Raw genomic sequence first — 12,637 nt, 5'->3', positions numbered from 1 at the left:
TGAGGCTCCTACGATGAACATGACTCCCCTGACCCCGCTGGCCGCTGCCCTCACCCTCGCGCTGACGCTGACGGGCTGCGCGCCGAAAACGCCCGACGCCGACGCCCCGTTGGCCGAGCGCTATAAAAACGTCATCGACCGCCGCGGCGCGCCGCACTTTATGCTCGATTATGATTTCGACGATCACCAGCGCTTCAATCCGTTCTTCGATCTCGGCGCCTGGCACGGCCACCTGTTGCCGAGCGGGCCGGAAGGCATGGGCGGTTTCCCCGGCCCGGCGCTGCTGACCGAAGAGTACATCAACTTTATGGCCAACAATTTCGATCGGCTCAGCGTCTATCGAGACGGTAAGCCGGTGCATTTCACCATGACGGCCTACAGCCTGCCCGGCGCGCTGGTGCAGCGGCTCAGCGCGCCGGGCGTAACCGTCAACCTGACGCTGCGCTTCGCTGGCGCGCGCACCTCGCTGCTGGAAACCCAAATCCTGACCGACACGCCGCTGGAGCTGGTGTGGGACGGTGAATTGCTGGAACGCTACGCGGCCAAAGAGCAGAAGCCGCAGCCGCCGGCGACCCTCGCGCAGGCATTTCCTGACTACACGCGCCGCATTGTGCCAACGGCTGACGGCCTGCGCGTCACCTTCGGCAAAGTGCGCGCGCCGTCGCAGCTGATGACCTCCGGCCAGTCCGAGTATCAGATCCACAAATCGCTGCCGCAGCGCACCACGGTCGACGGCCATCGCTTCCGCGCCACGGCGCGCATCGCCGGCTCCACCACCCTGTACACCACCTACTCGCACCTGCTTACCGCCGAAGAAGCGCGGCGCGAACAACGCGCCATCGCCGACATCCTCGCTCACCCGCAGCGCTATATGGCCGCGTCGGCCCAGCGTTGGGAACGCTATCTCGCCACAGGGCTCAGCAACCCGCACGCCACGGCGGAACAAACCCGCGTGGCGGTCAAAGCGATGGAAACGCTGAACGGCAACTGGCGCGGTGCCGCCGGGGCGATGAAGTTCGACTCGGTCACCCCCTCGGTGACCGGACGCTGGTTCTCCGGCAACCAGACCTGGCCGTGGGACACCTGGAAACAGGCCTACGCCATGGCGCACTTCAACCCGGACGTGGCCAAGGACAACATCCGCGCGGTGTTCGCCTTCCAGATCCGGCCGGGTGATGCCCTGCGCCCGTGGGACGCCGGTTTCCTGCCAGATCTTATCGCCTACAACCCAAGCCCGGAGCGCGGCGGCGACGGCGGTAACTGGAACGAGCGCAACACCAAGCCGAGCCTGGCGGCCTGGGCGGTGATGGAGGTGTATCGCGTCACCGGCGATAAGGGCTGGCTGGCGGAGATGTACCCGAAGCTGGTGGCCTACCATGACTGGTGGCTGCGCAACCGTGACCACAACGGCAACGGCGTGCCGGAGTACGGCGCCACCCGCGACAAAGCGCACAATACCCCCGACGGACGCATGTTGTTCACCGTCAAGCGCGGGCAGCGCGAGCAAACGCTGGCCGGCCTCGACAATTACGATCGCATCGTGCGCGAGGGGCAGTACGACAGCATCGAGATCCCGGCGCAGACCGCCGCCTCCTGGGAGTCGGGCCGCGACGACGCGGCGGTATTCGGCTTTATCGATCCGGATCAATTGGCGCGCTACCTGGCGCAGGGCGGCAAACGCGAAGACTGGCAGGTGAAATTCGCCGAAAACCGCGCGCCGGACGGCACGCTACTCGGCTACTCGCTGCTGCAGGAATCGGTGGATCAGGCCAGCTACATGTACAGCGACAACCGCTATCTGGCGGAGATGGCCGATATTCTCGGCCACGGCGCCGAGGCCGCCGCCTTCCGCGCCAAAGCCGACCGGCTGGCGGCCTACATCAACACCTGCATGTTCGACAAGCACAGCGGTTTCTTCTATGACATCCGCATCGAAAAGCGGCCACTGGCCAACGGCTGCGCCGGCAAACCGATCGTCGAACGCGGCAAAGGGCCGGAAGGCTGGTCGCCGCTGTTCAACGGCGCCGCCAGCCAGCCGCACGCCGATGCGGTGGTCAGGGTGATGAAGGATCCGCGCGAGTTCAATACCTACGTGCCGCTCGGTACCGCGGCGCTGACCAATCCGGCGTTCGGCGCGGACATCTACTGGCGCGGCCGCGTGTGGGTCGATCAGTTGTATTTCGGCCTCAAAGGCATGGAACGCTACGGCTATCGCGACGATGCGGTGGAGATGGCGCAGGCTTTCTTCCGCCACGCCGACGGCCTGGTCGCCGACGGGCCGATCCGCGAGAACTACAACCCGCTCACCGGCAAGCAACAAGGCGCGCCGAACTTCTCCTGGAGCGCGGCGCACCTGTACATGCTGTATAACGACTTCTTCACGCAATAAGCCGCAGCGGCCACCGCCATCGTTGCCCGGCGGTGGCCCGCGTTTATGAGCGGATCGGGATCACCAGCACGTCGATATTCAGCTGGTTGATGGCGTTGCGGGTGGAAGAAAACAGGTTGCTCCACAAATCGTGGTGGTGGCCAAACACCAGCAGATCGATATTCTTGTCCACCACTGCCGTGCGCAGTTCGTCAACAAAGCCGCCGCGCCCGATAATCACCTCCGCGATCGGGTAATTGACGTTTTGCGTGGTGGGTTCCAGCTCTTTGCGGATCTTCTCTTCGAACGACGAGCCCTCATAGCTATGCTCCGAAAAGCCGATCGCCGCATGGTAAGTGTCGTAGTGGACGTCCACATAGATCAGCGAGAGTTTGGCCTTCAGCGCCTCCGCTAACAGCGCCCCCTTTTCGACCAATCGTTTGCCGTCATCGCTCAGATCGGTGGCGATGACAATATGGTGGTAACACATAGCGCCTCCTGTCATGGACTCGGTAGAGCCGAGGCTTCGATATCACGTCAGAGTCATATCGTTATGGTTAATTTTAGTTCAGAAACGGCGCGCGCGGCGGGAGAGATAACGGCGGGGAAGCCCCGTTGCCGGGGCGGAAGGGAGAGATTACTTTTCGCGCTGCGCCTCAAACCAGACGTTGCACAGCGACAGGATCAGCGTGTTGGCGTCTTTCACCAGCACGTTATCGCCGGGCACCCCATCGGTGCCCTGATCGGTGATGCCTTTGATGACGGTATCCGCGTGCTGAATGGCCACGCGCTCGACCGACGGCGTGCTGATGCCCAGCATCGGGAAATCGATGTAGGAACTGCTGCCGGAATTGTCCTCGACGAACTCCTGCGCTTCTACGGTGCTGACGGTGGCACCTTCGCTTTTCAGCGCCGTGCCGTTCCAGCTGAACGCATCCGCCTTATAGCTGATTTTACCGCCGATCAGGCTCTGCGCCTGCTGTTGATCCCAGCAGCCGGTGGTCTGAGTCGGCACAATTTTACTGACGCGCCAGTTGCCCAGCAGCTGTTTGGGGATCGGCCCGGTATCGCTCTCCGCCGCCCGAACCTGAGTCGCCGAGACGCAGGCCAACACCACCAGCGGCAGCAGCGCCTTGCTCCAAGTGTTCAATCGCATTGTTTTTTCCTTCGTTTCAGTACCCAGTCTGCCCTCGCGGGCCAACGGCTATCATAATAAGCCCGCCGATTCGCCGTCAAAACAATCCGCACCGCGCCAGGCGGCGGCCGCTCATAGCTAATCGCTATGAGTCATAGTGAATCAGTATTTTGTTTTATCCCAGCGATTACCTACAGTCACTGCCACTATTCTGCCAGCCAAAATTAGCAGGCAATGTTGACAAGGACCCTGGGAAAATGACATTTACGCTGAAAAACCTCACCCTGGCGCTGGCCGCCGCCGGCACGCTGCTGCTGACCGCCTGTGGCCCAACCGCACAGGACGATCACCACATCAAGGTCGGCATCAGCGCCGGCATCGATCAGTCGCTGTGGGCGGTGGTGCAAAAGGTCGCCAAGCAGAAATACGATCTGGACGTGGAGGTGGTGACCTTCAACGACTACGTGCTGCCAAACGAAGCGCTGAATAACGGCGATCTGGACGTCAACGCCTTCCAGCACAAGCCGTATCTCGACAAGCAGATGCAGGAACGCGGCTACAAGCTGGCGGCTGTGGGCAACACCTTCGTCTACCCGATCGCCGGCTATTCGAAGAAGATAACCGCACTCAGCCAGCTGCCGGACGGCGCGCAGGTGGCGGTGCCGAACGATCCGACCAATCTGGGCCGCTCGCTGCTGCTGTTGCAAAAACAGGGGCTGATCACTCTGAAAGACGGCGTCGGCCTGCTGCCGACCGCGCTGGACATCGTCGGCAACCCGAAAAAGCTGAAGATCGTCGAGATTGAAGCGCCGCAGCTGCCGCGCGCGCTGGACGATCAGAAAGTGACGCTGGCGATCATCAACACCAACTATTCCAGCCAGATAGGCCTGTCGCCGGCCAAGGACGGGCTGTTTGTCGAAGACAAAAACTCCCCGTACGTCAACATTTTCGCCAGCCGCATCGACAACAAAGACAGCGAGAAAGTGAAGGATCTGGTCAAGGCCTATCAGACCGACGAAGTGGCGGCCAGCGCCGCCGACATCTACAAGGGCGACGCCGTCAAAGGCTGGTAACCCTCCCCCGCATGCCCGTGGCGCCCGCCACGGGTTTTTCATTTCCGCCCTCCGCCGCGCCGTTCAATTTTCGCCCACTCAGATCACAAATCAAGCACGGCGCTTTAGGTGAATAAAGCTGCCATGTTGTATACAAGTTTGCGTAAATGTTTTCTATTTGTTTCAAAAAACCGCTGGGGAAAATAATGAAAAATAGAAAAATCAAAGCGTTGCTTGTTACCTGCGCCGTGGTCGGCGCCGCGTTGCTGGCCATCGCCGGTAAAGCGGAAAACGCCGATAAAACCTTCCTCTCCGTCGCCACCGCCTCCACCGGCGGCACCTACTACCCGATGGGCGTCGGGTTGGCCAACGTCTGGAGCAACCGGCTGAAACGCCAGGGGATACAGGTCACCGGCCAATCCTCCGCCGGTTCGATCGAGAATATCGATCTGCTGCAAAAAGACGAGGCGCAGCTGGCGATTTTGCAGAGCCTGATCGCCGTCGAAGCCTATCAGGGCGTGCGCAACTTCGACGGCCGCGCCTACGGCGATCTGCGCTCCATCTCCATGCTGTGGCCCAACGTCGAACACTTCGTAATGCTGGAAAGCCGGGTCAAAGACGGCACGCTGAACGATATCGCCGGCACGCGCTTTTCCGTCGGGCCGCAGGCCAGCGGCACCGAACAGTCGACGATGATCATCCTACAGGGCGTCAACCTGACCAAGAAGTCGCTGTCGGCGGAATACCTCGGCTACGGCGACACGGTTTCCGCGATGCGCGACGGGCGCCTGGACGGCGGCGCCCTGCCCGCCGGGGTGCCGGCCGCCGCCGTCACCGACATGTATGCCAGCGGCGTGCCGGCACGCATCCTGGAAGTCACCGACGAACAGCTGGCCAGCATCAACGCCATCGCCAACTCCTGGTTCCGCTTCGACATCAAGGCGGAGACCTACCCGCGCCAGCCCAAAGCGGTCGCCACCATCGCGCAGCCCAATATTCTGGTGGCCCTCAGCCGGCTCGATGAAAAGCTGGTGTACGACCTGACCAAAACGATGTTCGAGAACCTGCCGGAAGTGCACCAGGTGCACAGCTCGGCCAAATACATCTCGCTGGAGAATGCGCTGAAAGGCGTTTCCGTGCCGCTGCACCTCGGCGCCTATCGCTACTACCGCGAAGCCGGCGTCGAGATACCCGATTATCTGATCCCGCCGGAAGCCGCCGCGCTGGCCGCCAACCCCTAACCCAGGAGGACGTATGAGCACTCACCCTTCTTCACCGCAGCCCGCCGTCGATCTGGACAAGGAAGCCGGCGCCGGCAACCGGCCGCTGAGCGGCATCTATTTGCAGCTGGCAACCGTCCTGGCGATCGCCATTTCCGCCTATGCCATCTACGCCAACGCGCTGTCCAACACGCAGGAGTTCTACCGCAACACCACGTTCCTGAGCGGCATTCTGATCCTGGGCTTTATCCTGTTCCCCTTCTCGGCCCGGCACGCCACCCGCAGTTTCAACCGCTGGGACTATCTGTTCATCATCCTGACGCTGGTCAGCTACGGCTATTTCTACGTTAACTACGTCGATCTGCACGTGGTGCGCAAGAGCATCCCCAACGCCACCGATTATGTGATGGCGGCGATCGGTATCGGCGTGCTGTTCGAAGCCGCGCGGCGCACCACCGGCTATTTCATCCCCGGCCTGGCGACTTTCGCCATCCTCTATGCGCTGTTCGGGCAGTACTTCATGGGCATTTTCGGCCACGGGGGCTTCTCGGTGGAACGCCTGCTGTATCGGCTGTTCATGACCAGCGAGGGGATTTTCGGCATCACCCTGTCCACCGCCTCCACCGCCATCGTGGTGTTTATTCTGTTCGGCGCCTTTCTCAGCGTCAGCGGCGCAACCGCGCTGTTCAACGATCTGGCGCTGGCCGCCGCCGGACGCCGCCGCGGCGGCCCGGCCCAGGTGGCGGTGATCTCGTCGGCACTGACCGGCTCATTGAGCGGCAGCGCGGTGGCCAACGTCGCCACCACCGGCACCTTCACCATTCCGCTGATGAAAAGCATCGGTCTGTCGTCCCGCTTCGCCGGCGCCGTGGAAGCCACCGCCTCCACCGGCGGCATGATCATGCCCCCCATCATGGGCGCGGCGGCGTTTATCATGGCCGGCTTCCTCGGCATCTCATACACCACCATCGTCATCGCCGCCATCGTGCCGGCGCTGCTCTATTACGCCGCGCTGATCATGGCTATCGACCTGGAGGCCAAGAAACAGGGCCTGAAGGGCATCAACAAGGAGAACATCCCTCAGGTTCGCGCGGTGCTGAAGGCGCGCGGGCTGCTGCTGCTGCCGCTCGTCATCGTCATCGGCACGCTGCTGCTGGGCAAAACGCCGATCTATGCCGGCTTCCTCGGCATCATTTCTATCATCGTCGCCAGCTGGCTCACCCCCGACAGTTCGGTGCGCATGACGCCGAAAAAAATCGCGCTGGCCTTGAACGACGCGGCGCGCGGCTCGATCCAGGTCACCATCGCCTGCGCCGCCATCGGCGTGATCATCTGCGTGGTGACCATGACCGGCATCGGCTCCACGCTGGCGTTCAACATCGTCGCCATGACCGACAACACCCTGTGGATGATCCTGCTGGTGGTGATGCTGGTGTGCATCGTGCTCAGCATGGGGCTACCCTCCACCGCGCTCTACATCGTGGTGGCTGTGACCGTGTCGCCGATCCTGATCAAAGCCGGCGTGCTGCCGCTGGCGGCGCATTTCTTCGTGTTCTGGTTCGGCGCGTTGTCCAACATCACGCCGCCGGTGGCGCTGGCCAGCTACACCGCCGCCAGCATCGCCCGAGCCGATCCGATGCAAACCTCGTGGGACGCGGTGCGCCTGGCGCTGCCGGGCTTTATCATCCCGTTCATTCTGGTCTACAACCCGATGCTGTTGATGCAGGGCGACGATCTCAACCCGCTGTCGGTGCTGCATATGGTGATCAGCGCGCTGGTGGGGATCTACGCCCTGTCGATCGCCAGCGCCAATTTCTGGCTGATGAAGACCCACTGGCTGGAGCGGGTGCTGTTTACCGCGGCGGCGATTTTACTGATCAAACCGGGCCTGATGACCGATCTGGGCGGCGCGGCCCTGATCGCCGCCGCCGCCGCCATGCACCTGCTGCGCTATAAACAGCGCGCCGCGCTGCCGGGAGGCGCGTCATGATCCGCAAGGTCACGCGCCAGAAAGCCTCTCATCAGGTGCTGGCGCAGTTGAAAGCCGGCATCAACGACGGCACCTTTCCGGTCGGCGAGAAGCTGCCGTCGGAAAACGTGTTGGCGGACGCGTTCGGCGTCAGCCGGGTGCCGGTGCGCGAGGCGCTCGGCGTGCTGGAGGTCAGCGGCATCATCTCCTCACGCCAGGGCGGCGGCCACCGGGTGGAACAGCATTCGCTGCTGAGCAAATACGAACCGCTGGTGATGGAGGTAGCCGATCGCCGCGAGGTGGAAGCGCTGCTGGAAATGCGCGAAGTCATGGAACAGCAGGCGGCGCGCATGGCCGCCGAGCGCCGCACCGAACAGGAGTTGCAGGCGATCGAACAGGCGCACCTCGCCTTTCGTGACTGTACGCTGAACGACGGCCAGATCGGCTATCGGCAGGACTACCTGTTCCACCGCGCCATCATGCAGGCTTCGCATAACCCGTTTTTCGTGCAGATCCTCGATAACATGCACGAGCTGTATCTGGGGGTGCTGGTGTACTCGCTCAGCAAAAACCTAGGGCGGCAGGCCGAGCGCCAGCGGGTGATCGACGAACATGAGCGGGTATTTATCGCCATTCGCGACGGCGATGCGGCGGCGGCCACCGCCGCCATGCAAAGCCATCTGAACAACGTACGCGGCAAATTACGCCGCCTGGAAAACGAGGAGCAAGAGCCGTGATGTACGACGCGATCGTTATCGGTGCCGGCCTGGTGGGGCTCGGCGTGGTGAATGCGCTGCAGGAAGCGGATCCGCAGCGGCGCATTCTGATCCTGGAAAAAGAGCGCGGCCCGGCGGCGCACCAAAGCGGCCACAACAGTAACGTGGTGCATTCCGGCATCTACTACGCGCCCGGCAGCCTGAAAGCGCAGTTGGCAAAACAGGGCAACCGCAGCATGTTCGCCTTCTGCCGCGAACACGACCTGTATCACGACCAATGCGGCAAGGTGATTGTCGCCACCCAGCTAAACGAACTGGATCGGCTGGAGAACATCTATCAGCGCGGCCTGCAAAACGGCCTGCAGGTCACCCGGCTGTCGCAGGCGCAGCTGCGGGAGCGCGAACCGCACGTCAATGGCCTTGAAGCGCTGCTGGTGCCCGACGCCGGTATCGTCAACTACGCGGAGGTGGCCGCCAAGCTGGCGGAGATCATCGTGCGGCGCGGCGGCGAGATCGCCTACGGCCATCAGGTTGAGGCCATCCGCGAACACGCCGGCGGCGTCACCGTCACCGCCGCCGGCGACACCTTCGAGGGAAAACTGCTGATCAACTGCGCGGGGCTGTTCAGCGATCGCATCGCCAAACTGGCCGGTTACGAAACCGGCATGAAGATCGTGCCGTTCCGCGGTGAATACTATGTGCTGGACGACACGAAAAACCACCTGGTCAACCATCTGATCTACCCGGTTCCCAACCCGGACTTCCCTTTCCTCGGCGTGCATTTTACCCGTATGTATAACGGCAAGCGCGACGTCGGCCCCAATGCGGTGCTGGCCTTCAAACGCGAAGGCTACCGCAAATGCGACTTCAGCCTGCGCGATCTGAGCGAGGTGCTCGGCTATCGCGGCTTTTGGAAAATCGCCGGCAACTACCTCGGCGAAGGGCTGGCGGAAATGCGCCGTTCGCTGTCGCGCCGCCGCTTTGCCGAGAACGCCCGTCGGCTGATCCCGGCGCTGCAGGAGCAGGATATTCGCCCCGGCCCGGCCGGCGTGCGCGCCCAGGCGCTGACCGCCGACGGCAAGCTGGTGGACGACTTCCATTTCGTGCAGGGTAAACGCTCGCTGCACGTATGCAATGCCCCTTCTCCGGCGGCGACTGCCTCGCTGGAGATCGGCCGCGAGATCGTGAGCCGCCACCTGTCCGCTTTCTGACGCCCACTGAGGCCACGGCGCCCGTGGCCTCAGCCGCGCTGGATGGACACCCCGCCGTCCACCAGCATCGCGGTGCCGGTGACAAATGAAGAAGCGTCAGACGCCAGATACAGCGCCGCCTGCGCGATCTCCTCCGGCATCGCCAGCCGCTTCAGCGCGTGCAGTTCGGCCACCTGCGCCAACGCCTCCGGGGTATGGCTCATCTGCCGGCCCATCGCCGTATCGGTGCCGCCCGGCAGCAGCGCGTTCACCCGAATGCCGCGCCCGCCGAACTCCACCGCCAGCGCCTGCGTCAGGCCGATCAGCCCCGACTTGCCGGCCGCATAGGCCGCCGTACCGGGAAACGCCGCGGTGTGGCCGACGAAGGTGGAGGTGAAAATCACCGAGCCCGCGCCGCGCGCCAGCATGGCGGGGATTTGATATTTGGCGCCGTAGTAGGCGCTGGACAGGTTGGTTTCCAACACCTCGCGCCACTCTGAGGCACTCAACGCCAGCGACGGCCCCAGCGGCCCCAAGGTGCCGGCGTTGTTGAAGGCGATATCCAGCCCGCCGAATTCGTCGACCGCCGTCGCCGTCAGCCGTTCGGCGAAGGCTTCGTCACGCACGTCGCCCGCCACCGCAAGCGCCCGGCCGCCCTCGCGCCGAATGTCCTCCACCAGCTCCGCCAACAGCGGCTCGCGCCGCGCGCCCAACACCAGCGCAGCCCCCTGGCGGGCGAACAGCAGCGCCGCCGCTTTGCCGATCCCCGAACTGGCGCCGCCGATCACCGCCACCTTGCCGTTTAATGCATTCATCGCTCATCCTCACACGGTTTAAAGATCCTCAGTGTGAAGCAAGATCCGGCGCCGCGCTGGCCGCAAGCGGACATGTAACTGACGCCCATAAAAAAGGCGCTGCAAGCAGCGCCCCGGCAACGCGAATCTGACGGTTAACTCACGGCCTGGCCGCATACTTCTGCATCGTGGCCGGCGTCACCAGCTCGAACGGGATCCAGTAATACGGTTCGAGCTTTTCACCGTTGATCATGCGCTGCGCCACATCGACCGAGGCTTTGCCCTGGCCGACCGCGTCCTGGAACACCGTGACCTGCATCTTGCCGGAGGCCAGCGCCTTGAGGCCGTCCGGCGTGGCGTCGATGCCGCCGATCAGCACTTTCCTGTCCGCCTTGCCCGCCTGCTGCAGCGCCATGATTGCGCCGATCGCCATCTCGTCGTTGTTGGCGGCGACGATGTCGATCGCTTCGCCGTTGGTCAGCCAGTTCATCATCAGATCCATGCCTTCACTGCGTGAATAGTTGGCGCTCTGCTTCTGCACCACCTTCATTTTCGGGTACTTGCTCACCACCTGCTCCACGTCTTTGGTGCGCTGCAGCGCGCCGGCGTCGGTCAGGTTGCCGATCATCACCGCCACGTTGCCCTGATAGCCGGCCAGCCGCGCCAGCTCTTCCATCTGCAGCGTGCCGGATTCCCGCTCGTCGGAGCCGACGAACACCACGCCCTGCGGCAGTTTGGCATCGCCCGGCGTGCGGTTCACGTACACCAGCGGCACGCCGGCGGCCTGCACCATTTTGGTCATCACCGGCGTGCTGGCCGAGTTGACCGGATCGACGATAATCGCGTCCACCCCGGCGCTGATAAAGCTCTGCACCTGATCGGTCTGGCGGCCGACGTCGCCGCGCGCGTCCTCGAACTGCACGGTGATGCCGCGCGCCTTGGCCTCCTTGTCGATCGCCTGGCGGATGATGGTGAGGAAGTTCTGGTCGAAATAGGCCATCGACACGCCGATGGTTTGCGCCCATGCCGGGGTAGACGCGCACAGCGCCACCGCCAGCCACAGCCCTTTCAGGTAGTTCATGATGTGCCCCCCAGGTAAAAAAAAGCCGCCGGCCAACCCTGGCGCCGGCGGCAATTCACGGCAATCAGTGTTTTTTGCGGTTGCGCCGCATGTCGATCGACACGGCGGCGACGATAATCACGCCCTTGATGATGTCCTGAATGTAAGAGTCGACGCCGATAAAGGTGAAGCCGCTTTTGATAAGGCCCAGGATCACCGCGCCGATCAGCGTGCCGGTGATGCGCCCGACGCCGCCCATCAGGCTGCTGCCGCCGATCACCGCCGCGGCGATGGCGTCCAGCTCATACGACATCCCCATGCTCGACTGGCCGCTGCTGACGCGCGCCGCCAGCACCACGCCCGCCAACCCCGCCAGGCCGCCGGCGATGGTGTAAACCGTCACCAGGTACTTGTTGACGTTGATGCCGGAGACCCGCGCCGAGGTCATGTTGCCGCCGATGGCGTAGATGTATTTGCCGTAGCGGGTGTGCTTGAGCGCGATATGGAAGATCACCGCAATCACCAGGAAGATGATCACCGGCATTGCGCCCTGGCCGATCGATGTGAAGCCGTCCGACAGGAAGCTGACCGGGTTACCCTTGGTGTAGTACTGCGCCAAGCCCCGCGCCGACACCATCATCCCCAGCGTGGCGATGAACGGCGGAATGCCGGTGCGGGTGATCAGGAAGCCGTTGATAAAGCCGCAGACGATGCCCACCCCGATCCCCGCGCCGATCGGGATCGCCGCCGGCAGATCGAGCAGCCCCGGATACATCGGCGAGATGCTGTCCGAGGTCTGCGCCAGGCTGGCCGCCACCACCGCGGTCAGCGCAATCAGCGAGCCGGAGGAGAGATCGATGCCGGTGGTGATGATCACCTGGGTGACGCCCACCGCAATGATGCCGATGATCGCCACCTGCAGCACGATCAGCAGCAGGCGGTTCGGGTTCAGCAGGAACGACTGATCGCGCATGTACCAGCCGAGGATTTCGAAGATCAGCGCGATGCCGATCATCACGATGAAGATGCCGGTATCCTTCGGCATTTTGCCGCTCAGCCCGGAGAACAGCGTTCCCTTGCCCGTTGAATCGGCGGAGAGCGGCTTCTCAATCTTTACGTTACTCATGGTGTTC

General features: G+C 63.1%; 11 protein-coding genes. 6 read left to right on the top strand and 5 right to left on the bottom strand.

Annotation, left to right across the window (positions count from 1 at the left end; genetic code table 11):
* Positions 1 to 13 precede the first annotated feature (13 nt).
* Positions 14 to 2,389 carry an alpha-glucosidase gene (ygjK, locus tag ABTW55_RS21540; protein ID WP_080431127.1) on the top strand — a complete coding sequence of 792 codons (2,376 nt, stop codon included), beginning with the start codon at positions 14 to 16 and terminating at the stop codon, positions 2,387 to 2,389.
* Between the two features lie 43 nt (positions 2,390 to 2,432).
* Here the strand turns inward: ygjK and ABTW55_RS21535 are convergent, their stop codons facing one another.
* Both ABTW55_RS21535 and ABTW55_RS21530 read right to left on the bottom strand, forming a co-directional pair.
* A complete protein-coding gene (locus ABTW55_RS21535; RefSeq protein WP_060420647.1) occupies positions 2,433 to 2,858 on the bottom strand; it encodes a universal stress protein in 426 nt (141 codons plus the stop codon).
* 147 nt (positions 2,859 to 3,005) lie between these two features.
* Positions 3,006 to 3,524: a hypothetical protein gene (locus ABTW55_RS21530; protein ID WP_033638133.1), complete on the bottom strand. Its 519-nt coding sequence runs from the start codon at positions 3,522 to 3,524 to the stop codon at positions 3,006 to 3,008.
* A gap of 236 nt (positions 3,525 to 3,760) precedes the next feature.
* Between ABTW55_RS21530 and metQ the strand changes: the two genes are divergently transcribed.
* The 5 genes from metQ to lhgO all read left to right on the top strand — a co-directional run bounded on the left by metQ (position 3,761) and on the right by lhgO (position 9,671).
* Entirely contained in the window at positions 3,761 to 4,576 is an 816-nt protein-coding gene (gene metQ, locus ABTW55_RS21525) for a methionine ABC transporter substrate-binding lipoprotein MetQ (RefSeq protein ID WP_033638132.1), read from the top strand.
* A gap of 185 nt (positions 4,577 to 4,761) precedes the next feature.
* Positions 4,762 to 5,796: a TAXI family TRAP transporter solute-binding subunit gene (locus tag ABTW55_RS21520; protein ID WP_033638131.1), complete on the top strand. Its 1,035-nt coding sequence runs from the start codon at positions 4,762 to 4,764 to the stop codon at positions 5,794 to 5,796.
* Between the two features lie 13 nt (positions 5,797 to 5,809).
* Positions 5,810 to 7,765, top strand: a complete 1,956-nt coding sequence (locus tag ABTW55_RS21515; protein WP_060420644.1) for a TRAP transporter permease — start codon at positions 5,810 to 5,812, stop codon at positions 7,763 to 7,765.
* Entirely contained in the window at positions 7,762 to 8,481 is a 720-nt protein-coding gene (locus ABTW55_RS21510; protein WP_033638129.1) for a FadR/GntR family transcriptional regulator, read from the top strand. Before ABTW55_RS21515 ends, ABTW55_RS21510 begins: the two co-directional genes overlap by 4 nt.
* Positions 8,481 to 9,671 (top strand): L-2-hydroxyglutarate oxidase, encoded by a 1,191-nt coding sequence (lhgO, locus tag ABTW55_RS21505; protein WP_060420641.1) that lies wholly within the window; start codon positions 8,481 to 8,483, stop codon positions 9,669 to 9,671. The genes ABTW55_RS21510 and lhgO overlap by 1 nt, the downstream gene beginning before the upstream one ends.
* A 29-nt stretch (positions 9,672 to 9,700) precedes the next feature.
* On the opposite strand, the gene ABTW55_RS21500 is transcribed toward lhgO, so the two are convergent.
* From ABTW55_RS21500 to ABTW55_RS21490, 3 genes are all read right to left on the bottom strand, one after another.
* Entirely contained in the window at positions 9,701 to 10,465 is a 765-nt protein-coding gene (locus ABTW55_RS21500) for an SDR family oxidoreductase (protein ID WP_060420638.1), read from the bottom strand.
* A gap of 139 nt (positions 10,466 to 10,604) precedes the next feature.
* A complete protein-coding gene (locus ABTW55_RS21495) occupies positions 10,605 to 11,525 on the bottom strand; it encodes a sugar ABC transporter substrate-binding protein (RefSeq protein ID WP_033653836.1) in 921 nt (306 codons plus the stop codon).
* 64 nt (positions 11,526 to 11,589) lie between these two features.
* Positions 11,590 to 12,630 carry an ABC transporter permease gene (locus tag ABTW55_RS21490; RefSeq protein WP_025160279.1) on the bottom strand — a complete coding sequence of 347 codons (1,041 nt, stop codon included), beginning with the start codon at positions 12,628 to 12,630 and terminating at the stop codon, positions 11,590 to 11,592.
* Positions 12,631 to 12,637: the final 7 nt, after the last annotated feature.

It is taken from the genome of Serratia sp. SM04 (assembly GCF_040280225.1).
GTDB classification, from domain to species: domain Bacteria; phylum Pseudomonadota; class Gammaproteobacteria; order Enterobacterales; family Enterobacteriaceae; genus Serratia; species Serratia sarumanii.
Note: the sequence above shows the minus strand (reverse complement) of the source record. Positions and strands in the feature narration are given on the sequence as shown.

Bases quoted from the DNA above. Each gene is read 5' to 3' on its own strand.
- ABTW55_RS21490 (WP_025160279.1), bottom strand. From the start codon at position 12,630: ATGAGTAACGTAAAGATTGAGAAGCCGCTCTCCGCCGATTCAACGGGC.
- ABTW55_RS21530 (WP_033638133.1), bottom strand. From the start codon at position 3,524: ATGCGATTGAACACTTGGAGCAAGGCGCTGCTGCCGCTGGTGGTGTTG.
- lhgO (WP_060420641.1), top strand. From the start codon at position 8,481: ATGTACGACGCGATCGTTATCGGTGCCGGCCTGGTGGGGCTCGGCGTG.
- ygjK (WP_080431127.1), top strand. From the start codon at position 14: ATGAACATGACTCCCCTGACCCCGCTGGCCGCTGCCCTCACCCTCGCG.
- ABTW55_RS21520 (WP_033638131.1), top strand. From the start codon at position 4,762: ATGAAAAATAGAAAAATCAAAGCGTTGCTTGTTACCTGCGCCGTGGTC.
- ABTW55_RS21535 (WP_060420647.1), bottom strand. From the start codon at position 2,858: ATGTGTTACCACCATATTGTCATCGCCACCGATCTGAGCGATGACGGC.
- ABTW55_RS21495 (WP_033653836.1), bottom strand. From the start codon at position 11,525: ATGAACTACCTGAAAGGGCTGTGGCTGGCGGTGGCGCTGTGCGCGTCT.
- ABTW55_RS21515 (WP_060420644.1), top strand. From the start codon at position 5,810: ATGAGCACTCACCCTTCTTCACCGCAGCCCGCCGTCGATCTGGACAAG.
- ABTW55_RS21510 (WP_033638129.1), top strand. From the start codon at position 7,762: ATGATCCGCAAGGTCACGCGCCAGAAAGCCTCTCATCAGGTGCTGGCG.
- metQ (WP_033638132.1), top strand. From the start codon at position 3,761: ATGACATTTACGCTGAAAAACCTCACCCTGGCGCTGGCCGCCGCCGGC.
- ABTW55_RS21500 (WP_060420638.1), bottom strand. From the start codon at position 10,465: ATGAATGCATTAAACGGCAAGGTGGCGGTGATCGGCGGCGCCAGTTCG.